The organism is Roseivivax sp. THAF197b (assembly GCF_009363255.1).
Classification (GTDB): Bacteria; Pseudomonadota; Alphaproteobacteria; order Rhodobacterales; family Rhodobacteraceae; genus Roseivivax.
The window spans coordinates 2,499,709-2,520,764 of the sequence record NZ_CP045318.1 but is presented as its reverse complement, the minus strand read 5'-3'; the positions used below and the strand labels follow the sequence as shown (position 1 = coordinate 2,520,764).

General features: G+C 61.9%; 18 protein-coding genes, 1 tRNA gene and 1 pseudogene. 4 read left to right on the top strand and 16 right to left on the bottom strand.

Annotated elements, in window-relative coordinates:
* Positions 1 to 113: 113 nt before the first annotated feature.
* The 7 genes from FIV09_RS12190 to FIV09_RS12160 form a co-directional block, all read right to left on the bottom strand.
* A complete protein-coding gene (locus tag FIV09_RS12190) occupies positions 114 to 1,049 on the bottom strand; it encodes an AEC family transporter (RefSeq protein ID WP_152450198.1) in 936 nt (311 codons plus the stop codon).
* Positions 1,050 to 1,064: 15 nt separating this feature from the next.
* The gene (locus tag FIV09_RS12185) at positions 1,065 to 1,865 is read right to left on the bottom strand and encodes an MBL fold metallo-hydrolase (protein WP_152452573.1); all 801 of its coding nucleotides are present in this window, start codon (positions 1,863 to 1,865) and stop codon (positions 1,065 to 1,067) included.
* Complete coding sequence (locus FIV09_RS12180; protein ID WP_152450197.1) at positions 1,865 to 2,668, bottom strand: TatD family hydrolase; 804 nt, start codon at positions 2,666 to 2,668, stop codon at positions 1,865 to 1,867. Before FIV09_RS12180 ends, FIV09_RS12185 begins: the two co-directional genes overlap by 1 nt.
* A 162-nt stretch (positions 2,669 to 2,830) precedes the next feature.
* Positions 2,831 to 3,973: a DNA polymerase III subunit delta' gene (locus FIV09_RS12175; RefSeq protein WP_152450196.1), complete on the bottom strand. Its 1,143-nt coding sequence runs from the start codon at positions 3,971 to 3,973 to the stop codon at positions 2,831 to 2,833.
* Positions 3,970 to 4,602: a dTMP kinase gene (tmk, locus tag FIV09_RS12170; protein ID WP_152450195.1), complete on the bottom strand. Its 633-nt coding sequence runs from the start codon at positions 4,600 to 4,602 to the stop codon at positions 3,970 to 3,972. The genes FIV09_RS12175 and tmk overlap by 4 nt, the downstream gene beginning before the upstream one ends.
* Positions 4,599 to 5,807, bottom strand: a complete 1,209-nt coding sequence (locus FIV09_RS12165) for a D-alanyl-D-alanine carboxypeptidase family protein (protein ID WP_152450194.1) — start codon at positions 5,805 to 5,807, stop codon at positions 4,599 to 4,601. Before FIV09_RS12165 ends, tmk begins: the two co-directional genes overlap by 4 nt.
* 69 nt (positions 5,808 to 5,876) lie before the next feature.
* On the bottom strand, positions 5,877 to 6,791 hold the full coding sequence (locus tag FIV09_RS12160; protein WP_152450193.1) for an SPOR domain-containing protein: 915 nt from the start codon (positions 6,789 to 6,791) through the stop codon (positions 5,877 to 5,879).
* 216 nt (positions 6,792 to 7,007) lie between these two features.
* On the opposite strand from FIV09_RS12160, the gene FIV09_RS12155 reads away from it, so the two are divergent.
* The 4 genes from FIV09_RS12155 (at position 7,008) to FIV09_RS12140 (ending at position 9,945) form a co-directional block, all read left to right on the top strand.
* Positions 7,008 to 7,097: transfer RNA gene (locus tag FIV09_RS12155), tRNA-Ser, on the top strand.
* 356 nt (positions 7,098 to 7,453) lie between these two features.
* A complete protein-coding gene (locus FIV09_RS12150; protein ID WP_152450192.1) occupies positions 7,454 to 8,320 on the top strand; it encodes a phosphoribosyltransferase in 867 nt (288 codons plus the stop codon).
* 582 nt (positions 8,321 to 8,902) lie between these two features.
* Positions 8,903 to 9,361, top strand: coding sequence for a hypothetical protein (locus FIV09_RS12145; protein ID WP_152450191.1), 459 nt, complete (start codon positions 8,903 to 8,905; stop codon positions 9,359 to 9,361).
* Positions 9,361 to 9,945, top strand: coding sequence for a reverse transcriptase family protein (locus tag FIV09_RS12140; protein WP_152450190.1), 585 nt, complete (start codon positions 9,361 to 9,363; stop codon positions 9,943 to 9,945). The genes FIV09_RS12145 and FIV09_RS12140 overlap by 1 nt, the downstream gene beginning before the upstream one ends.
* 599 nt (positions 9,946 to 10,544) lie before the next feature.
* On the opposite strand, the pseudogene FIV09_RS12135 reads toward FIV09_RS12140, so the two are convergent.
* The 9 genes and pseudogenes from FIV09_RS12135 to FIV09_RS12100 form a co-directional block, all read right to left on the bottom strand.
* Positions 10,545 to 11,741 (bottom strand): annotated as a pseudogene (locus FIV09_RS12135) (IS3 family transposase).
* A 120-nt stretch (positions 11,742 to 11,861) separates the two neighbouring features.
* On the bottom strand, positions 11,862 to 12,785 hold the full coding sequence (locus tag FIV09_RS12130) for a DMT family transporter (RefSeq protein WP_152450189.1): 924 nt from the start codon (positions 12,783 to 12,785) through the stop codon (positions 11,862 to 11,864).
* A gap of 216 nt (positions 12,786 to 13,001) precedes the next feature.
* On the bottom strand, positions 13,002 to 13,571 hold the full coding sequence (locus tag FIV09_RS12125) for an antibiotic biosynthesis monooxygenase (protein WP_172975706.1): 570 nt from the start codon (positions 13,569 to 13,571) through the stop codon (positions 13,002 to 13,004).
* A gap of 125 nt (positions 13,572 to 13,696) precedes the next feature.
* The gene (locus tag FIV09_RS12120) at positions 13,697 to 14,980 is read right to left on the bottom strand and encodes a Rieske 2Fe-2S domain-containing protein (RefSeq protein WP_152450187.1); all 1,284 of its coding nucleotides are present in this window, start codon (positions 14,978 to 14,980) and stop codon (positions 13,697 to 13,699) included.
* 139 nt (positions 14,981 to 15,119) lie between these two features.
* Entirely contained in the window at positions 15,120 to 15,293 is a 174-nt protein-coding gene (locus tag FIV09_RS20430; protein ID WP_172975705.1) for a hypothetical protein, read from the bottom strand.
* 180 nt (positions 15,294 to 15,473) lie between these two features.
* Positions 15,474 to 17,330 (bottom strand): TRAP transporter fused permease subunit, encoded by a 1,857-nt coding sequence (locus FIV09_RS12115; RefSeq protein WP_152450186.1) that lies wholly within the window; start codon positions 17,328 to 17,330, stop codon positions 15,474 to 15,476.
* Positions 17,331 to 17,377: 47 nt separating this feature from the next.
* Positions 17,378 to 18,361 carry a TAXI family TRAP transporter solute-binding subunit gene (locus tag FIV09_RS12110; RefSeq protein WP_152450185.1) on the bottom strand — a complete coding sequence of 328 codons (984 nt, stop codon included), beginning with the start codon at positions 18,359 to 18,361 and terminating at the stop codon, positions 17,378 to 17,380.
* Between the two features lie 256 nt (positions 18,362 to 18,617).
* Positions 18,618 to 19,145, bottom strand: coding sequence for a MarR family winged helix-turn-helix transcriptional regulator (locus FIV09_RS12105; RefSeq protein ID WP_254702216.1), 528 nt, complete (start codon positions 19,143 to 19,145; stop codon positions 18,618 to 18,620).
* A 133-nt stretch (positions 19,146 to 19,278) separates the two neighbouring features.
* On the bottom strand, positions 19,279 to 21,036 hold the full coding sequence (locus FIV09_RS12100) for a thiamine pyrophosphate-binding protein (protein ID WP_152450184.1): 1,758 nt from the start codon (positions 21,034 to 21,036) through the stop codon (positions 19,279 to 19,281).
* Between the last annotated feature and the right edge of the window lie 20 nt (positions 21,037 to 21,056).

Sequence of the window (21,056 nt, the reverse complement as noted above, 5' to 3'; positions counted from 1 at the left end):
TAAAGAACGACCGGCCTGCAGGACGAAACGGTACCTGGGGATAGAGGCGGCGTCGCGCGCGACGCAAGCCGGTCACGAGGGGAACGTGTAGTGGCCGGTCAGGTTCCCTGATATTACGGCAAAATTGCCAGCCAGACCCAGACCGTGCCCACGGACAGCGCCGTGGCCAGGAGCACCGAGGAGGCCGCGACCCGTCTCGCGCGTCCGTACATGTTGGCGAAGACATAGGCATTGATGCCCGGTGCCATGGCCGCTGTGATGATGGCGGAGCGAAACTCGGCCACATCGAGGGAGAACGCCTTGCCCAGCGTCCAAGTGATCGAGGGGTGCAGCACCAGCGAGACCGCGCAGACAAACGCGATGATGCGGAAATCGCCCTCGGGCCGGTAGCGGTAGAGCACGCCGCCCATCCCGAACAGCGCCGCGGGCAGGGCCGTGCGCACCATCATGTCGAGCGCGTCCTCGACAGGGCGCGGCAGGCCGAGGCTGAAGAAGTTGAAGAGCGCGCCCAAGAGGATCGCGATCACCAGCGCATTGCGGAACATGGCCTTGAGCACGGTGCCGGGGATGGACCTGGCGGGCGCGCCGCTGCTCCTGGCGCGCACGATCTCCATCGTGGTGATGCCGAGCCCGTAGCAGAAGGGCGAATGCATGGCGATAATGGCGAAGTTCGCCTCGAGCGCGCTTTCGCCGTAGGCGCGCTCGGTTATGGCCAGGCCGATCAGGACGGAGTTCGCGAAGAGGCAGCAGAAGCCGATGGCCACCGCATCTTCCCAGTCCCGCTTGAAGAGGTAGCGCCCCGCAAAGAGGCCCGCAAAAAAGCCCGTGGCCGATCCGGTATAGAAAGAGATCAGAAGCGCCGGGTGGAAAGAATCGCCCAGATCGAGCGTCCAGAGCGCCCGGAACAGGAGGCAGGGGATCGCGAAGTTCTGGGTGAAGGCCATCAGGCCATCGACGGAGGCGTTCGTGAACAGCCCCCGCCAGACCGCGACATAGCCCGCGCCGATCACCACGAAGACCGGAATGATGACGTCGAGCAGCGCCTGCATCTGCGTCAGGCCTGCCTAGATGTCATAGCGGATGACCATGCCGTCATAGGCGGGGGTGATGTGCTCGGGCGTCTCGGCGGCGACCGTCTCGTAATCGAGATCGATATGCATGTTAGTCAGGACCGCCCGGCGCGGGCCTGCACGCTTGATCCAGTCGAGCGTCATGTCGAGATGCGCATGGGTGGGGTGCGGCGTGCGGCGCAGCGCGTCGACCACCCAGCAATCGAGCCCGTCGAGCTTGGCCCAGCTCTCCTCGGGGATTTTCACCACGTCCGGGAGATAGGCGAAATCGCCGACGCGGAAGCCAAGCGCGTCGATGGAGCCGTGGTTCACCTCGAACGGGGTGAGCGTCACAGGTCCGCCCGCGCCGTCAATGGTGAAGGGCCCGTCATGGATCGTGTGCATGTCGAGGATCGGTGGATAGGGGCTGTCCTCGGGCTGGGTGAAGGCATAGCCGAAGCGCGAATAAAGCGCGTCCTGCGTGGCGCCATCGGCCCAGACCGGCAGACGGGCGCGCATGTTGAAGACGATCATGCGCAGGTCGTCGATCCCGTGCACATGATCTGCATGGGAATGGGTGTAGACCACCGCGTCGAGCTCGCCCACGCCCGCGCCCAGAAGCTGCGCGCGCAGGTCGGGCGATGTGTCGATCAGGATGCGGGTGATGCCGTCTGCGCCTTCCTGCTCGATCAGCAGGGAACAGCGGCGGCGCGTGTTCTTCGGGTTCTCGGGGTCACAATCGCCCCAATGCCCGCCAAGGCGAGGCACGCCGCCCGAAGACCCGCAGCCGAGGATGGTGAAGCGCAATTCGCCCATCATGCAGCCTTCGCGTATTGCGCGGCCTTCCAGAACAGCCGGTCGAAATTGGCCTCCGTCTGGGCTGCAAACTCGGCGTAATCCATGCCGAAGACCTCGGCGCCAACCTTCGCCGTGTGCACGGTATAGCCCGGCTCGTTGCGCTTGCCGCGATAGGGGGGCGGGGCGAGATAGGGGCTGTCGGTTTCCACAAGGATTCGTTCGGGCCGGGCAGTGGCGAAGATATCGCGCAGCTCCTGGCTTTTCTTGAAGGCGGCGATGCCCGACATGGACAGGTAGAAATCCATCGCCAATGCGCGCCGGGCCAGTTCCGCACCTGACGAGAAGCAATGCATGACGCAGGTGAAGGGCGTCTTGGCATAGCCCGCCTCAAGGATCTCGGCCATTTCGTCATCGGCATCGCGCGCATGGATGATGAGCGGCAGGCCCGTCTCCTGCGCGGCCTCGATATGGATCCTGAGCGAGGTTTTCTGCACCTCCGCACTGTCGGCGGTGTAGTGATAGTCGAGCCCGGTCTCGCCCAGCCCCACGAATTTCGGGTGCTTGCTGAGGGTGACGAGTTCCTCGACCGAGGTCAGCGGCTCGTCCGCGGCACTCATCGGATGGGTGCCCGCAGCATAGAAAACGGACGGGTATTCTTCTGCGATGGCGCGAACCTGCGGCTCCTGCCTGAGGCGCGTGCAGATGGTGACCATGCGGTGCACGCCCGCCGCCTCGGCGCGCGCGATCACCTCGGCGCGTTCTTCGTCGAAATCCGGGAAATCGAGATGGCAATGGCTGTCGGTGATGCGTGGCTCGCTCATGCGCGCTCCTCGGGCCTTGGGTTGTGCGTCGGTATCTAGGATGGGGCCTGAGGGGTCAAGGTGGCCCGCCCTTGGCGCAGGGGCTGCGGGACGTGCAAGCGGATTTGCAAAGCGGCAATGCTGCAGGACGCGGCAGATGACCCGCCAGGGCAGCCCTTCGGATCAGCGGCGCAGGGCGGAGGCGGTCTCGCGCATCTTCATCACCGTGTCGAAGACGAGCGATGCGGGATCGACATTGACCGCCCGTCCATGGCGCGACCGGTCGCCTGCCATCTGCGCCACGTCTGCCCAAGCACGGCCCGCGGCCGCATGCGGGGCGAGCCGCGAGAAGAGTGCGGCTTCCTCGGGGGCTGCGGGACGCGCGGGCGGCGCGCCGGTCACACCGGTGCGCGCAAGCCGGGCAAAGGCCAGATCGACAAGCGTGAAAAAGAGATCCCGCCGTTCTTCCTGCCCGCGCTGGGCCAGCCCGTCGGCAAGCTTGAGTGCGCGCGGCGTGTCGAGGTCGGGCAGGGTGCCCATCACTTCAAGAAGCGCGCGATAAAGCGCCAGCCCGTCCAGACCGACGATCCGCATCGCCGCGCCGACGGAGCCTGCCGACAATTCTGCAAGCGCCGCGGCCTCCTGCGGCGAGAGCGCGGCCCCTGCCTGATCGAGGGCTGCGGCCATGTCCTCGGGGCCGAGCGGGGTCAGGCGCAATTCGCGGCAGCGCGACCGGATCGTGGGCAGAAGCCGCGCGGGCTGGTGCACCACAAGCAAAAGGACGGTGCGGGCGGGCGGTTCTTCCAGCAGTTTCAGAAGCGCATTGGCGGCGTTCACGTTCATCTCGTCAGCGGCATCGACGATCACCACGCGCCGCCCGCCATCGGTGGCCGAGAGCGAGAAGAAGGATTTCAGCTTGCGCACCTGGTCGACACGGATCTCAGCGGCCAGACGGTCGCCCTTGTCATTGGGCCCGCGCGTGAGTGCAAAGAGCCCCGGCTCGGAGCCTGCGCGACTGCGGCGCATCACCGGATGATCGGCGCCGATATCCAGCGTCTCGGGCAGGGGGGGCGCACCGAACAGCCCGGCATCGCCTTCAGGATCGGGATCGGGCGTGGCCAGCAGGAAGCGGGCGATGCGCCACGCGAGCGTCGCCTTGCCGACACCCTTGGGGCCCACGAGCATCCAGGCATGGTGGAGCCGCCCGGTATTGAACGCATCGAGAAAGGCCGCCTCTGCCGGGGCCTGGCCGATCAGGCGCTCCGTCTCGCGCGGATGCGGCGCGCCATCGACCTGTGTGGGATCGGGAAGCGTCTGTTCCTTCATGGCCGCCGCTCAAGATGGGCGCGCACCACGCGGGCGATATCGGCATGGACCGCGTCCGCCGTGCGATCCCCGTCAATGACCCGGATGCGCGCGGGATGCGATTTCGCGAGATCGAGAAAGAAATCCCGCACCTCCGATTGCAGCGACAGGCCGAACTCCTCAAAGCGCAGCTCCGCCCCGCCGCGTTCCTCGGCACGGGCGAGGGCGGCTGCGGGCTCCATGTCCACGAGGATGGTCAGGTCCGGCTCCATGCCGATCATCAGCGCGTGCAGATCGTCGACCATGCCGCCCAGCCCGCCGCGTGTGCGGCCCTGATAGGCGCGGGTGCTGTCGGCAAAGCGGTCACAAATCACGATCGCGCCTTGTGCCAGCGCCGGTCGGATCGTGCGTTCCAGGTGATCGCGGCGCGCTGCGGTGAAGAGCAGAAGCTCCGTCTCGGCGGACCAGCGGTCCGGGTCGCCCTCGAGCACCAGCTTGCGGATTTCCTCCGCCCCCGGGGAGCCGCCGGGTTCACGTGTCAGCACGACCGCGTGGCCCTGATCCTCAAGCGCGCGTGCCAGACGCCGCGCCTGTGTGGATTTGCCCGACCCGTCTATGCCCTCGAAGCTGACGAAGGTGCCCCGGCTCACGAAGCCTCGGCAGCCGGTTCTTCGGCGCCGTCACCGGCGGTGGCCGCATCGCCCGAGGCGAGGGCCCGGCCGATCAGAACGCCCGCGACATTCATCACACGATCGACAAAGCCTGCCCCCGGCACGTCCGTTGCGGCCACCAGCGGCACGCGGTGATCGGGCAGGCCTTCGGGACGGATGATCAGCTCGGCCAGTTTCTGACCGGCCTGGATCGGCGCCTGCAAGGGGCCGGTATAGACCACTTCGGCAGCCAGCGGCGCGCCCGTGAGTGTCGGGATCAGCAGGGTCACGTCCTCCTCGGCGACGAGGCCCACGCTGTCTTCGGCGCCCATCCAGATATCGGCGGAGGCCACGACATTGCCGCCCGTAACAACTTCCTTCTCGGCGAATTGGCGGAAGGCCCAGTTGACGATGGCTTCGCTTTCCTCGGCGCGGGCGCGGGTGCTGTCGAGCCCGGTGATCGCGAAGATCACGCGGCGGTCGCCCTGCTTGGCCGATCCCACGAGCCCGTAGCCTGCTTCCTGGGTGTGCCCGGTCTTGAGACCGTCCGCGCCGATGCCGAGACCCAGCAGCGGGTTGCGGTTGGAGACGTTCTGCGGCGCGCGACCGTCGAATTCGAAGCGCTGCTCGTCGAACATGTCGTAGAATTCGGGGTAGTCGGCGATGATCCGATTGGCCAGAAGCACGAGGTCGCGCATCGACATCACGTGGCCCTCGGCAGGCCAGCCCGAGGCGTTCTTGAACACCGAATTGGTCATGCCCATCTGCTGTGCGCGCCGGGTCATCAGATCGGCGAAGCCGCGCTCGGTCCCGTTGGGCGACAGCGCCTCCGCGATCACCGCGCAGGCATCATTGCCCGAAAGCACGATGATGCCCCGCAGCAGGTCTTCGACGCTCACACGGTCGGTCGTGTCGAGAAACATGGTCGAGCCGCCATAGGACATGGCATTGCTGGAGACGGGCAGCCGCTCGTCAAGGGAGAGCCGACCGTCGCGCACGGCCTCGAACGCCATGTAGAGCGTCATCAGTTTCGACATGGAGGCAGGCGGCAACGCATCATCGGCGTTCTTGGCCAAGAGCACCGTGCCGGTCTTCTGGTCGAGCACGAAGGCCGCGCGCGCCGAGGTGTCGAAGGCGAAGGCGGCGCTGGCCGTCAGCAGGGCCGCGCTCCACGCGGCGATGAGGGTCTTGAACAATGCGGTCATGGGGCAGCTCCAGAACCTTGAAAAGGGCAGGTGCCCGGGCACGTCCGGCGCCCGGGTGTGATCATTCTATCAGTTCGACACCGCGTAGGCATCGGTGAAGCCTTCCGCGCGGATCTTCTCGAGCAGGGCGTCGATTTCGGATTTCGACTGGGCCGGGCCCACGATCACGCGCCAGAAGGTCTTGCCGGACGAGCTTTGCTGCTTGACCGTGGGGACCATGCCCGCCTGCCGCATGGCGGTGGCGGTGTTGCGGGCGTTCTGCTCGACCGAGAAGATCCCGATCTGCACGAAGGGCCGTGCCAGCGACGAAGTCGGACGCGCGGGCGCTGCGGCGGCGGTTTCCACCGGCGCGGGGGCGGGCGCTGCGGCCGGAGCGGGCGTCGGCGACGGAGCCGCATCGAGGGCAGCCGCCGCGCCTGCCGCGACCGGATCCAGCGCGGAGGCCTCGATTTCGCCTGCATCGGCCATGGCCTCGCCGCCCGTATCGGCAACGCCATCGCTCGCGACGGCGCTCGCAGCAGCAGGGGCCGCCACTTCCTCGCGGCGCAGGGCGACCACGTGCAGGTTGGTGGGCGATCCTGCAAGCATCCCGATCGCCGCCGCGGCATCAGAGGAGACCTGAAGCCGCGGCCCGGGGGTTTCGCGTTCGCGCTTGAACAGGGCCCCGATCACGAATTGCCCGTTGGAGAGGTTGCGGATGATGACGCGCTCGGGCTCTGTGACGTCGGGATGCGCGACCCAGACGCCGCCCAGGGAGGGCCGACCGTCCCAGAGCCCGGCTTCCCGGACCTCGAAGACCTCGGGCGCTTCGACATCGCGTTCGCTGGTGGCGCCGCGCGTCACTCTTTGCTCAGCGCCGCCATCGCCCGAGGACGGATTGGCCTGCAGGAAGCCCGGCATGCTGACGCTGTCGCAGGCGCCAAGCGCCAGCAATGCTGCGCAAAGGACCGCGGCCTTGTTGCCCCGCCCGTAAAGAATGTTCATGGTACCGCTCCGCCTTGCCTGTGCCCCCGTGCGGACGAATGTGCCGGATCTTCTGTCCCGCTCTCGTCCATGCCGCGCGCTGCCTCGGATGCGCGCTTGTCCTCGCGACGATACAGAGGCCGCGCACGCATGAAAAGCCCGTGCGCGACAATCGGCAAATTTCCACGCGGCTGCGGCTTTCAGAATCGCGTGAACGGCGCTAACGCTCGCGCGGTCGGAGGAGTGGCAGAGTGGTCGATTGCACCGGTCTTGAAAACCGGCGTGCGTGAAAGCGTACCGTGGGTTCGAATCCCACCTCCTCCGCCAAGGTGTTTTTAATTTAATTACAGTGACTTGAGGCGATAAGGAGCCGTCTTAATGACCACGTTATTGACCACGGGAGTGCGCGCTCATTCTTCGTCGTCTTCTTGTTCCCCTTCCGTCCCTAAGGCAAGGCGAGAGACCGATCCGCCGATGCCAGCGGGCAGGTGGGCGTCAGTACGGCGGTATAGTTCGCGCTCCATCGTCTCCTTCCATCGGGTGGGAGCGCACAGACACGCAGGTTCATCGAGACATACAACCTTGCACGGCGCAGTTTTCCAGGGAGTTGACACAAGCACTACCCTCTCGCCACTGTAAGATTTAGCGTGGCTTCCGGGATTTGTCGTGGATAGTGTGGCAAAATGGCAGATGACGAAATACTTCGCGCAAAAGAAACAATGACGCGCGATATGTTTGGGATGCTAATGCAGTTGACCACTCAGCAGCCGTGGCTCACCCGTAGATCGGAAGAACTTTACGACACGCTTGCAGTTTGTGACGATGAGGGGCAAAAAAACCTTATTGTTGACCTGATATCTCGATTTCACTTCCGCTCGGCTCAGCAGTACTTGGAGGACCGTCGGAGTATTGCATCCAAAATCTCCAGGGATTGGAAGTGTCTGCCAACAAACACCATGTTGATTGCATTGCAGGACAATGGTTGCGCCGACAGCAGTTCGGCGGCTGTTCAGCAATTCAAGGGCCCACTTGCAGAATACGCAGATTGGAAAACTCATAACTTCATAAGCAGTTTGCGCGAGGTCGTTGACCGAACCAAAGACGGGAGCAATATCATTATTGTTGACGATTTCTGCGGCAGTGGTGAAACGATCTCGAAAAAAGTGCTTTGGCTTCGCGAGAAATTGCAGCAAGCAGGTAAATCGGCATCGCTATTTGTCGCTGTCGGTTCCTCAATGGAGCAAAGCAAGGAGGTCATCTGTCCTTTAGTAAAGGATTTCTATTCCGTGCATTGGCTTAAAAAAGGGATTTGCGATTTTTACTCGGGCCAAGATTCGGTGAATGCTGTCAAGCTTATGGAGTCCATTGAGGAAAAATTAGCTGATCGCTACGGGAACAAGAAGATCAAAGACTACGCATTTGGTTGGAGGCGGTCAGAAGCTCTTTGTTACTTGGAGGGAGAGAATCCACCTAATAATAACTTTCCAATCTTCTGGTGGCGCAAGGTCAAGCCAAATTTGGACCGTACAGCATTGCTTCCAAGGGTTTAAGATGAGTACGAGTAATGAGCGCGAGGTAATCTTAGCTCTATTCCAATCGGGCGATTGGTTGGATTTGTATGAGCTACATGAGGATTTCCTTCTCTCGCCCGCGCAAGTGGTTTCCGTGGTAAATTTTCTTGAGGGTGAAGGCTTGTGTCAAGTTGACGGAATAAATGCCAGGCTCACTGAAAAAGGTATCCGATGGGTTCTAGGTAATCGTAGGAAGATTTTTATGAGCAGCAAACGGCACTGGAGCGATCCTCATGGTGAAGACGTGGCTCGCTTAAGAGTCGGTCAGCCATACATGCCCAAACTAGGCTCAGTCGATAGAAACTTTTTTCATAAGTTGAGTTGATGGAGAAGATTATTGTGATATCCTCCCGATGAAGAGGAGCCAAGCAATAGCACTTCGAGGCGCATTCGCATCGGTGATTGAGGCCTGCGTTAACGATAGCTCCCGCTTTCAGCAGGAGCTGACGTTCTTGCAGAACATCAGCTAGTTCATAAAGAACTAGCTATGACTGTCTGTTTCTTTTTGGCAAGATCCAGACAATCATATATAGGTATTGAGGCTCCTCGTCGCATGCAAATATGACGGACACATATACAGTTCAGGACTGGCAAGCCTTTTTTTATGCGCGCGTCAAAGGAAGACGCGATCTAGTAAAGGGATACCTCCGGTATATCGAAAAGCTCGAAGAGTTTGGTCTTCCACCCATCTTCGAGCTGCGGCATCTGTCAGAGATGTTGGGCGTGCAGGAAAGTACGCTTGTGCGCATCGTCCTGTCCACACCTTCGTACTATCGAACGTTCTCAATTCCAAAGCGCCTCGGTGGCGAAAGAGAAATTGCTACACCTTCGCCGGTGCTCCTAGAGGTGCAAAGGTGGGTGCTGTCAGAAATATTGTCCAAGCTAGAAGTCAACAAATGTTGTAATGGGTTTGTCACGGGTAGATCAATTGTAGACAACGCACGACTACATCTGAAAAAGAAAGTGGTTTTAAAGATTGACTTCAGGAATTTTTTCCATCGGTCTCACAAAATCAAGTAATGAGAATCTTTCTAGGCGTAGGTTATCCGGTTTCCGTGTCCTATTTTCTTACCCGCATCTGCTGTTTGAATCGCAGGCTGCCTCAAGGTGCCGCGACCAGTCCTGCCCTAAGTAACTTGGTTGCGAGTAGGCTCGATTTAGGCCTTTGTAGTTATGCCGATGGCAAGGGAATAACATATACTCGTTATGCAGATGACCTCACCTTTTCTGGTGATGATATCGGTAGTACGGAAATAAATCAGATTAAATATATCATTGAAAAACAAGGCTTCATAGTAAACGAAAAGAAAACACGTCTTTTGAAAGGTAAGAAACAGAAAATCATCACTGGTATTTCAGTGTCAAATGGTAAGCTTGCTTTGCCTAGGAGTTCAATCCGAGAAATTAAACTTGAGGCGTATCACGTACTGAAGCGGGACTACTTCGAACATAGTAAAACCATCGGAATACGGGACCCGCTTCTGTTAGAGCGGCTTTTAGGTCGCATAGGTTTTTGGTTGCAAATTGATCCGGAAAACGCCACAGCTAACCGCCTGCAATCCGAAATCAAGAATTACATTAGACGGTTTGACGCTAGCCTTTAGGCCTACCCAGAACTGCATGTTGGCTTACGCGGTTTCGCAAAATCCTGTATGCAGACAGGCGAATCCATACTTTTCGCCCAACCTTGTCGAGAGCATTGTAAAGCCTTGAAGAAATATTCTAAGCTTTTCCCGCTTCATCATAGCTGAGATGTATTGAATTTAGGAAGGCAGAAACGTCTTTGCAGCGTTAGCCATATTGTATTTAGTGGTATGAGCGATGGGTTGGCGAGGTTTTAGGGTCGTTTGCAGATACAGTTCGAACCTCAACTAGTAGAATACGTGGGAATGGAGAAACAGCACTACTCGATGACTGTTCGAGATAGGCTGATTTTACCACAGGCGCGCGCGATCAAGAAGGAACTGGGCAAAACCGGATCACGGGTAATGGTTGTTAGTCGGGTTTGGATGTGAACTAATTGAAGCCCAGATTTTTGCTCACGAAAACCGGGATCGCGATCCGAAGGGGTGGGGGGCTCTCGCCTGTGGGACCCTCTGAGGCAAAAGCCTGCATCGGGTGATAGATTTGAGTGAAGTGGCGAAATGCGAACGTTGAGGTCTGGTGAGCTACTCCCCATCTCTTGGACAGGATCTGGCGTAAATTAAGCTACTCGGTGCACCTGCTGATCGGGTTGGTTGATATCATTTCTTTGCCAAAAGACCAGCGCCGGTGGCTTGCCGCCAAGGGCTGAGTGAGGGCGCCGGTAGTTGTAGAAGGTCATCCATTTCTGGATCGCCGCCTTCGTCTCCGATCCTGTCTCCCAGGCATGCAGGTAGACACACTCGTATTTTAGGGTGCGCCACAACCTTTCGATGAAGATGTTGTCGAGGAAGCGGCCTTTCCCATCCATCCATTGCCCGGCAGGCGATTTGCACGGCAAATCTGCCGAGAGGGGAGATCCGCACGCCTGATCGGCGGAGCCGGTCCGTCCAGGCGAAAGAGGTGAACTGGGATCCCTGATCCGTATTCATGATCTCGGGCGGGCCGAACTTGTGGATGGCCTCGTTCAGCGCTTCGGCGCAGAAGTCGGCCTCCAGCGTGTTCGAGATCCGCCAGGATAGGATCTTGCGGGTGTGCCAGTCCATGATCGCCACGAGGTAGAGGAATCCGCGCCGCATGGGCAGGTAGGTGATATCCGAGCACCAGACTTGGTTTGGACGTTCCACCCGCAATCCTCTCAGCAGATATGGATAGGTCTTGTGGTCCCTTGCTGGCCTGCTGGTGTTGGGTTTCTGGTAAATCGGCATGAGCCCCATCAGGCGCATCAGCCGCCGTATCCGCTTCTCGTTCACCAGGTGTCCGTCGTTACGCAGATGCCAGGTCATTTGCCGGACGCCGAAGAACGGGGTCTCGAGGAACTGCTCGTCGATCCGCCGCATCAGGCCGAGGTTCTGTTTGGTCTCGCCCTTGGGGGTGTAGTAGAAAGACGAGCGCGCGATCGACAGCAGCTTGCACTGCTGGCCGATCGACAGGTCCGGGTGATCAGGCTCTATCATGCCGCGCCTCACTTCCCGCCCCAGGGCTTCAGCTTTCGTTCCAAAAAAGAGTTGGCCACCGCCAGCTCCCCGATCTTGGCGTGGAGCTCCTTCACCTGCTCCTCGTCAATCTCCGGCTTCTTGCGGCTCCCGCGCTCGAACACGCCGGACGCGCCTTCGAGCAGGGCTCGCTTCCATTGATGGATCATTGTCGGATGCACCCCGAACCGGCTTGCCAGCTCAGCGGCCGTCTCCTCGCCTTTCAGGGCTTCCAGCGCGACCTTCGCCTTGAACTCAGGCGCGTGCTGCTTGCGTTTCGATATCTCTGATCTCCTTCTCGTCGAAGATCAGCAGACTGCAAATCGTAGCTTATGTCAGTGTCCGAATTTCGGGGGGTAGCTCAAACCTTCACCTGTCTCGCTGCTAGGCTTCTCCCAGAAGCGTTATGCTCCACCACGATCCAAAGCGAGGATCGTAACGCCGATTAAGGCAAGCACGGATGCCGCCAAAAGCCGCGGCCCCGGGCGCGGTTCGGAGCGAAGCACGAAGCCAGCAAGCCAGGCGGCAAAGAACATCTCGATCGAGGCAATTATTGCAACCGCCGTCACGGAAGTGAATTTGAGCGCGGTGAACTGGGCGATCTGACCGAACGAGATTGCCCCCGCGGCAAGGACCTGCCAGCGCGTGGGCCTGCGCAGCACAGCGCGTATCTGGGCGCGGAAATGCTCGTTCAAAGGCGCCAATGCGCAAAAAACGACAAGGCCCGCAATCGCGCCAATGAAAGTGCCCGCCAATGGATCCGGAAGCCAGACCATGCCGAACTTCCGCGTCACATAGGCACCACCGTAGCTGGCTGCTGACCCAACACCAAGCAGGCGACCGGTCATGCGATCCTTGCGCTCTGCCGTGTTGACCTTTGCCGCCTGCGGGTTTTCCGGCACCGACAGGATCACGATTCCCACACCCGCGAAGACCAGCACGATAGCTACAGCGGTGGACAGCGTGACGCGTTCTCCGAGGAAGATCACGGCCATCACAACTGCGAAAATTGGGATCAGCCGACGAAATAGTGAACTTTCAACAGCGCCCGTCAGCTCAATCGCACGGAAGAAGAAAACGCGCCCTATGACGGTCGCCAGAAGGCCCGCCACGCAGAAATACGCGATACCGGCCCAAAGGCCTTCCGACGGGGTCGGCAACGGAAGCCCGATGAACAGCCACAGCAGCCCTGAAATAGCGGTTGTCAGCAGGATGGACAGGACAACCGCCGTGCCTCGGCCGCCATTTTCGCGTGCATCCTGCGTGACGGCGACGGAGCCGAACGCATAAAGCAGGGCCGCCGCGACCGCGAAGGCTTCTCCGATCATCGGACGATGTCCTTGCAGGTGTGCGGGGCGTCGAAGGCGGGGTGGGAAGGTGTATCGGTCATGGTCTTCGATGCGGGGCCGGCAGGCCCGCCAAGGGGGCACAGTCCGCGCCGTCTTGAGGCGCGCGCGCGCGACTGGCAAGCTGGGTTGACCGGGCACCACCTTTGCAGGAATGGCACGTCGGTTCAGAGGCTTGAGGGCATGTCCGGTTACGCATCACCTGGCATGAAGCCAGGCGTATAGCCTGCGTGTCAGCCAGGGCATGATGAAGGCGGTGGTCAGGCCTGTCAGGATGATCGCGATGATCAGAAGGCGCAGCGCCTCGGGCATCTCCGCGGTCAGTGGCGAGAGAAGCGTGACCAGCACGATCAGTGCCGGATAGACGGCCACGAAACTCATGACCCACCGCTTCCAGAGCCGCGGCGGTTTCGGCGGGCTCGGCATGGAGACGATGGGATCGAACCAGATGCTGGAGCCGGCCATCTGCTGGCGCGAGATATCCGCGATGGCCATAGCGTTGATCTCAGCAAGGCGCTGCGCGCGCTCGGGCGAGACGCGCCACGCCTCGAGGTCCGCCATGCTGCGAAACCGAGCAATGATGAAGAAATCCGTGCCGAGCCCGCCATCACGGCGGATCACGTCGAGATGCAGGAAGCCCTCGGCCTGCTCAAGCTGATCGTTCAGCCCGGCGAGCTTCGCGGCGCAGGCCTCCGCATCCGAATGCGCGACACGCAGGGCCACGAACAAGGCGCTGCTGGCGTCGCTGAGCATGTTCGCGTCTAGCATGGGGCAGTGTCCTGTCTGTCTTTGGTCATTGCGCGGCGTGGGGTCGGGCGCTGACATGAAAGCGTCCGCCCCCGGAAAACCGGGAGCGGACGACACCGGGCCGGAGGATGAAGCCCAGGCGAGCGTTACTCCGCCGCCTGCGAGGCCGGGTTGCCGGGCGCGACCAGGGTGCGCCAATCGACATCCTTGGAATAGACGCCCTCATGCGAGGCAATCTGCGCTTGCGGGATATCGGAATCGGTGCCGATCGCCCGTCCGCCATCTTTCACCTTCTGCGCGGCATCGGCCATCAGGCGCCGGAACTCCACGATGGCGAGGTCGGACGCGCCAAGCGTGTCGGTGTGGCGCTGAACGCGGCTGCCCATCGACACCCACATGATGATGTCCTCGTTGGGAATGCCCGGAACGCCAGTGAAATGGCCTTCCTTCATCCACTCGCGGTCTTGCATGAAATCGTTCTCCAGCGTGCGCTTGGTGCGCCACTTGTGATCGAGATCCTTGCCCGGCACCGCGTGATTGAAGGCGCGCCATTCATCGGTCGAGGGGACGTTCGGGCCGCCCCAGGCGACGAAGTGGAACGCGGTCTCGTCGTCGTTGATCGGCACGATTACGCTGGCCACCTTGTAATTGTTGTTCGGCGGAATCAGCGAGTAATAGGGCGCGACGAATTCGGTCACCCGCAGGTAATGGTGCGTCTTGGCCTTCTTGATGGGCTTGCGGATCGCCGCGTAATGGAAGCCGTAGCTGGTGGTCTCGGTCTGCATGCGGGGCGATTTGTCGGTCGACGGGCGGTACCAGGACTTGTCGTCCGAGGCGGCGCTTTCGACCTTCGCGGGCTTCATGGTCGAGGAATGCAGCGAAGAGCTGTGCGCGCTGTCAATCTGGCCCTCGTGGATCTGCGCCCAGTTCGCGGGCACGCGGATTTTCAGGATGGAGACCGGCGTGTCCTCTTCGGGCGCGAAGGCGGGCGGCTGAAACTCCGGCATGTCTTCCTTCTCGCCGAGCCACGCCCAGACGAAACCGCCCCATTCGCGCACCGGGTAGGAGCGGGCCTTGACCTTGTCCATCAGCGGGCTGCCCTCGGGCTCGGAGGACATGGCCACGACATTGCCGTCCACGTCCATCTTCCAGCCGTGATACAGGCAGCGCAGTCCGCAATCCTCATTACGGCCGTAGACAAGCGAGGCCTTGCGGTGCGGGCACAGCTCGTCGAGCATGCCTAGACGGCCTTTCGTGTCGCGGAATGCCACATAGCTTTCGCCCAGCACCTCGACGCGCAGCGGCTTCCCATCATTCTCGGCCACTTCTTCCATCAGGCAGACAGGCGTCCAGTGCTGGCGCATCAGCTGCGCCATGGGGGCATCTCCGGTGACGCGGGTCAGAAGCTCGTTTTCTTCGTATGTCAGCATATCGTCCTCCTCCGGGTAGGTGAGTTAGAGCTTTGGAATAGTCTTAGCAATCTAAGATTATGAGTCAAGCCGTTCAACGCGGACTTGACGGGTGATGCGGACCGGGACTGTCGCGCCCGGATATCTCGCGGATGGTCGATCAATTGTGCAGCCAGGAGGCCAGTTTCCGGTTCAGATAGGGCAGGAAGAGTCCGGTCGAGAGCCCGGTGAGGCAAAGCGCGATCAGAAACAGCGTGACCAGCGTCGGCAGTCTCGGCGCGAGACTTTGGGCGAGGTAGACCAGCACCACGAGCGGGGGATAGATCGCGATCATCGTGAGGGTCCATCGTTTCCAGAAAGGCGGCGCGACAGGACGCGCTGTGTCTGCGATCCGCGCTGCGCGATCAGGCTGGCTGCTGTCGGGCAAGATAGACTCCCTCGGGCTTCGGGTTCGGGCTCCGCTTGGCGCGGAAGTTCGGAGGGCGCCCGTTCGGCGCCCTCCGATGTATCAGTGTCACGCGGTCTCGTTCACGGCAGTGCCGTCGGCACGCATCATCATGAAGTAGCGCACCATCATGCCGAGAAGCACCACAATGCCGATCAGCGACACGAGCACCCAGGGGGTGACCGCCGCAACCGCTGCGACGACCAGCAACAGCCGCTCCACCGTTTTCAGCTTTGTTCCGATCGCCCCTTCGATCGACATGCCGATCCCGGCTGTCGCGAGGATGCCACCGAGCACCGCGATTGCGTTTGTCAGCGGATCGGCCTGCAGGATCAGCCCGGGATTGGCCACGAAGGCAAAGGGCAGAAGGAAGCCGATGGCCGCCAGCCGCACCGCGGAAAAGGCGATCTTGAAAGGATCTTCCTCGGCGATGGCCGCCGCGGCCAGTGCCGCCACCGCAATCGGCGGTGTGAGCGCCGACAGGATCGCGAAGTAGAGAAGGAACATGTGGCTCTGCAGGATCGGATAGCCAAGCTCGGCCAGGGCCGGACCCACCAGAACAGCGGCGAGAATATACGCGCTGGGTGTCGGCATGCCGAGCCCCAGGATGATCGTCACCAGGGCGGCGATGATCAGCGTCACCACGGGCTGCTCGTTGCTGATCGTCAGGATCACGTTCGCGGCCTTCATGCCGAGACCCGTCATGGACAGGCCGCCGATCACCAGACCTGCGGCCGCACAGGCCCCGGCCACGGGCAGGATCCGCAGCGTGGTCTCGCCCAGCCCCTCGACGATCTGCCAGGCCGTGAGACGCGTCGCCTTGAGCAGCATGGACGCGCCGACGGCCCCGATCACGCCGATCCCCGCAACGAAGGTCGGGGAATAGCCGACCATCAGCGCCACGATGATGCCGATGATGGGGATCAGGAAAACCCAGCCGGTCTTGAAGGTCTGTGCAGCGGTTGGGATCTCGTCGTCGGAGGGCCGCAGATTGTGGTTTACCGCCCGGAAATGCACCTGTGTGAATACGCCCAGATAGTAGAGAAGCGCGGGCACCAGAGCCGCCAGGACCACCTGCTGATAGGCAGTGCCGGTATATTCCGCCAGGATGAAGGCGGCAGACCCCATGATCGGCGGCATCGCGCTGCCGCCGGTGGAGGCGGCGACCTCGACGGCGGCGGCGAAGCGTGCCTTGTAGCCCAGCCGCTTCATGACGGGAATGGTGATCGACCCGGTGGCCACCACGTCCGAGGTGGGGCTGCCCGACATCGTGCCGTAGAGGCCTGAGGACAGAACCGCGATCTTCGCAGGACCGCCACGCGTCCGGCCGGTCAGCAGCGCTGCGAGGTTGAAGAAGAACTCGCCGCCGCCCGCCTTGGCGAGGAAGGTGCCGAACATGACGAACAGAAAGACATAACTCGCGACGACTTGGATCGGCACGCCGAAGACGCCGTCGGTGGTAAAGACAAGGATATCGAGCAGATAGCTGAAATCGCTCACGCCGTGGCCGAAGGGCGGCGGCAGGAGATATCCGAACAGATTATAGGCCAGGAAGGCCACGACGATGCCGGTCAGGCCCATGCCGGTCGTCCGGCGTGTGGCCTCGAGCGTCAGAAGCAACAGGGACGTCCCGAAGAACAGCTGCGCCGGGGTGAACGGGTGCAGCAAGCTGATCCGGTCCGAAATGGCACCTGCATTGACGAAGAAGAACACGCCACAGGCCAGGCTCAGCGCCGACAGTGCCCAATCGTAGAAAGGCACCTTGTCCGGGGCGTAAGCGGTCGCTCCGATGGCGACGAACATGATCGTGTAGATACCGCAGACGAACAGGATGCCCAGGATCAGCGGGTCCGAGATCGTGAAGAGGTTCGCGTAGATCACCCACGCTGCGAACAGGGCGGCGACAACGACGAGGCCGCGCTGCATCCCGGCCGCAAGCTTACGCCTGCGACCGGTAGCGACGAGAGAGCCAATCAATTGAGAAGCCCCGCCTCTTGATAAGCGCGTGCGGCGCCGGGATGGAACTTAAGCACGCTCGCGGTGGCCAGAAGCTCCGGGTTCAGCGCCTTCATCGAAGAGTGCACCGCGCGCACCTCGTCGATATTGTTCACGAGCGAGGAGGTCAGCGAATAGGCCGTCTCTTCGTCCATCGCCTCGTTTGTCACCAGAAGCGCGCCAAGCGTCACGGTGGAGACATCGGCACTCTGGTTCGAGTAGCTGTCTGCAGGGATTGTCATCGTGCCGGTTCCGAATTCCTCGTTGGTCGCGGTGACGACCGCTTCGGGAACGGACAGCAGCACGACATCGCTGTTTTCATCCACCGCGCGGAAGGACGAGTGGTTGATGAAGATGCCGTTGGTGATCATGTCGAGCCGGCCGTCCTGGATCAGGTCCGCCTGTTCGTTGGCGCCGGCACGGACGAACTGGCCGCCCATCTCGGACAGTGCGTCTTCAGTCACGCCGACCTGCGCCAGCATCGAAAGCGCCACGTTGGAGGTGATGTTGCCCGAGCGGTTGATGCCGATGCGGATCGGCGCACCGCTGTCCGCGATATCGGCAAGGCTTTCGATGCCGTATTCCTCGGCCATGCCGCGGTCGAGGAAGAAGTGCATCGGAGCCCAGTTATACATGTAGCCGATGGCGCGCATGTTCTCGATGGGCGCGGTGAACGGCTCGCCGCCCTGGAGCGCAATCTGCGCCTCGGCGTCGTGCAGCAGGCCCAAATCGGTTCGGTTAGCACCCAGAAGCCCGATATTTGCAAAGCCGCCCCCGGTGGCCTGATAGGTCACCACGGAGCCTTCGTCATCGACCTTGGTGGCCCGGTCGATACCAGCACCGAGCAGGGACCAAAGGCCGCCGGGATTGCCGCCCGAGAGCGTCAGGTTGACGGGCTCGGCATGCGCCGCGGGTGCTGCGACGGCAATGCCGAGTGCCGCGACGATCGTAGATATTTTCATGATGTCCTCCCTTGGGTTCGACACGGCCCGCGTCGGCGGACCAGTTTCATATCCTCCGATGTCGGACCGACTCCCAATCCAACATCTTAGACATCTATGTTTTTAATGCCGCGTTTGATCCAGGTCAAACATTAGATATCTTAGTTGTGGTAGAGGTGACGGCTTTCGGGCCGGGGCGACGGCGCGACAAGATCGCCGCGTCCTTGCAGGGGTGGACCTGTAAAGACCTGAAAAGAAGTTAAAAATCTGGTTCGGATTAAATGTTGGACAAGGAGCGCGTGGGCGGGATCTTCAGGCCCCGCGCGCCTGCCTCTTTCTCGTCGCGTTCGAGATTCTGGATGACCGTGCTCAGCGCCTGGCGCAGAATCATGACTTCCTCGGGCTTGAGTCCTTCGAGCGCGATATCATTCGTCTCGACCGCAAGCGGCTCGAGCCGGTCGCGCAGGGCCCAGCCTTTTTCCGTCAGGAAAGCATGCTGCCTGCGCTTGTTGTTGCCCACGTTCCGGCGCGTGATGAAGCCAAGCTCCTCCATCCGCAGAAGGGCCGTATGCGCGGTGGGTTCCGTCAGATGCGCGCGCTCGCTCAGTTCGCGTTGGGACAGGCCGTCGCTTTTCCAAAGGATGCGCAGGAAGATCCACTGGCCGAAGGTCACGCCCTCGGGGGTCAGACGCATCTGGAGCGAGCGATTGAACGACCGCGCCGCAAGACGCACCAGACGCGCGATCCGCTCTTCTTCGTAGATTTCGCCTGCCTGCTCGGAAGTCGCGCCCGCGCTTTCGTTCATCCGAAACCGATCCCGTCAAAAACCAACCTCTACGGGGGCAGTGTGTCGTGGATGGCAGGGAAGGGCAATGCGACGGAATGCTATGGCGCGTCAGGTGTGGCCTGTGGCGCGGGATGTAAGGGCGAAGCCCTGGTCATTCCTGTGTCATGCCTTCTGCCATCGCGTCGCTGTAGCCGCGGCCGATGCGCATGTCGATCACGACCGTTTCGCCCGTGCGCGTGGCGGCGATGGCCTGGGCCAGGACCTCGGCCGCCGTTTCGGCATCCGTGACCGGGCCGAACGCCGTGGCACCCTGCGCCCGCGCCATCGCGGCGATGTCGATATCGGGCGCGTCGATGGCCTGTCCCACATGCTTGTTCTCGACGGGTCGTCCGCGCACGCGCGCGACGCGCTCCTGGTGGACCTCGTCGTTGAAGTAGGAGCGGTTGTTCGCCACCACGATCAGCAGGGGCACCTTGTGATGCGTCGCCGTCCAGAGCGCGGTCGCCCCCATCAGGAAATCGCCGTCGCCCAGCACCGCAAGCGGCAGCCGGTCGCTGCCCGCATCCCGAAGCGCCAGCGCGGAGCCGACGGCCATGCCCGGCCCGGAGCCGATGCCCGCGCCGCCATCATATCCCAGATAGTCGAGCGGACCGCGGAAGTCGCAATTGGAACCGTCCCAGCTGAGGGTCAGACGCAGCAGGCTGACGGTCTCCTCTGCGGTGGCCCGGGCCAGGACATCTGCCAGCACGTCGATGCTCATGGGGCCGGTGGGCGCGGGCCCGGTCCGGGCGGGCGCCTCCGGCGCGGCGGCGGGTGCTCCGATGCCCGCGCGGTCGCAGAGTTTCTCGATCAGCGCATCGGGGGTGGTCAGAAGCGTCAGGTCGGAGGCCGCCATCGCTTGATGATCGAGCGCCCATCCGTTCTGCATCAGCGGCTCCGGCGTGACATGGATGATCCGCGCCGCACCGGGCGCCAGCCCGGCCTGCGACAGCGTGCCGGCCGGATCGACGAAGTCGAACGAGACCACCAGATCGGCCTCGGCGATGGCTGCGCCTGCCGCTTCGGACAGGAAATATCCCGGCGCGCCCACATGCAGCGCATGCCGGGTCGGGAAGGCCGCGGCGGTTTTGATGTCGGTCACGACGCGAGCCTTGTACCGTTCGGCCAGCGCGACGCGGCGGTCCCAGGCCTCGGGGTCGCGGCTGACGCGTCCCATCAGGAAAACTGGCGCTTTTGCCGCGTCGAGACAGCGCTGAACCTCGGCGATGTCGGCGTCGGACAATCCCGGCAGCCGGGGTGCAGGGTAATGGTCCGGATGGGGCAGGGCAGGCATCTCGGCCAGCTTTTCTTCCTGCACGGTGACGTCGAAGCAGACATAGGTTGGTGCCATGGGCGGGGTCGCGGTGATCCGCGCTGCCCGCATCATCGCCGACAGCGAGGCTTGCAGCGATGCGGGCTGATCGTCCCATTTCACATAGGGTCGTACGATGGCCGCCTGATCGCGCGAGGTGTGCAGCCAGTCGATCCAGGGCCGCCGTTTGGCCGCATCGACGGGACCCGTTGCCCCATAGACCATCATCGGCACCCGATCGCACCAGGCATTGTAGAGGGCCATGGCCGCATGCATCAGCCCGACATTGGCGTGCAGGATCACCGACAGTGGTGTTTCGGTCACCTTGGCCCAGCCATGGGCGATGGCGACCGCGTGTTCCTCGTGCAGGCAAAGCAGCATCTGGGGATCGCGGTTGCCCAGGTGATTGACCAGGCTGTCATGCAGGCCGCGAAAGCTCGAGCCCGGGTTCAGCGCCACATAGGGCGTGTCGAGGCTGCGCATCATCTCGGCGATGGCGTCGCTGCCGAAGAAGTCCGTGACCTCGTGAGCCAGGGGGCGGTCGATCTCGTCTCGCATGGGCGGTCCCTTGTCGTGAC

What these genes read in the sequence shown, in the direction of transcription:
- FIV09_RS12190 (WP_152450198.1), bottom strand. Translation starts at nt 1,049, where the DNA reads ATGCAGGCGCTGCTCGACGTCATCATTCCGGTCTTCGTGGTGATCGGC.
- FIV09_RS12185 (WP_152452573.1), bottom strand. Translation starts at nt 1,865, where the DNA reads ATGGGCGAATTGCGCTTCACCATCCTCGGCTGCGGGTCTTCGGGCGGC.
- FIV09_RS12180 (WP_152450197.1), bottom strand. Translation starts at nt 2,668, where the DNA reads ATGAGCGAGCCACGCATCACCGACAGCCATTGCCATCTCGATTTCCCG.
- FIV09_RS12175 (WP_152450196.1), bottom strand. Translation starts at nt 3,973, where the DNA reads ATGAAGGAACAGACGCTTCCCGATCCCACACAGGTCGATGGCGCGCCG.
- FIV09_RS12165 (WP_152450194.1), bottom strand. Translation starts at nt 5,807, where the DNA reads ATGACCGCATTGTTCAAGACCCTCATCGCCGCGTGGAGCGCGGCCCTG.
- FIV09_RS12160 (WP_152450193.1), bottom strand. Translation starts at nt 6,791, where the DNA reads ATGAACATTCTTTACGGGCGGGGCAACAAGGCCGCGGTCCTTTGCGCA.
- FIV09_RS12150 (WP_152450192.1), top strand. Translation starts at nt 7,454, where the DNA reads ATGGCAGATGACGAAATACTTCGCGCAAAAGAAACAATGACGCGCGAT.
- FIV09_RS12145 (WP_152450191.1), top strand. Translation starts at nt 8,903, where the DNA reads ATGACGGACACATATACAGTTCAGGACTGGCAAGCCTTTTTTTATGCG.
- FIV09_RS12140 (WP_152450190.1), top strand. Translation starts at nt 9,361, where the DNA reads ATGAGAATCTTTCTAGGCGTAGGTTATCCGGTTTCCGTGTCCTATTTT.
- FIV09_RS12130 (WP_152450189.1), bottom strand. Translation starts at nt 12,785, where the DNA reads ATGATCGGAGAAGCCTTCGCGGTCGCGGCGGCCCTGCTTTATGCGTTC.
- FIV09_RS12125 (WP_172975706.1), bottom strand. Translation starts at nt 13,571, where the DNA reads ATGCTAGACGCGAACATGCTCAGCGACGCCAGCAGCGCCTTGTTCGTG.
- FIV09_RS12120 (WP_152450187.1), bottom strand. Translation starts at nt 14,980, where the DNA reads ATGCTGACATACGAAGAAAACGAGCTTCTGACCCGCGTCACCGGAGAT.
- FIV09_RS20430 (WP_172975705.1), bottom strand. Translation starts at nt 15,293, where the DNA reads ATGATCGCGATCTATCCCCCGCTCGTGGTGCTGGTCTACCTCGCCCAA.
- FIV09_RS12115 (WP_152450186.1), bottom strand. Translation starts at nt 17,330, where the DNA reads ATGCAGCGCGGCCTCGTCGTTGTCGCCGCCCTGTTCGCAGCGTGGGTG.
- FIV09_RS12110 (WP_152450185.1), bottom strand. Translation starts at nt 18,361, where the DNA reads ATGAAAATATCTACGATCGTCGCGGCACTCGGCATTGCCGTCGCAGCA.
- FIV09_RS12105 (WP_254702216.1), bottom strand. Translation starts at nt 19,145, where the DNA reads ATGAACGAAAGCGCGGGCGCGACTTCCGAGCAGGCAGGCGAAATCTAC.
- FIV09_RS12100 (WP_152450184.1), bottom strand. Translation starts at nt 21,036, where the DNA reads ATGCGAGACGAGATCGACCGCCCCCTGGCTCACGAGGTCACGGACTTC.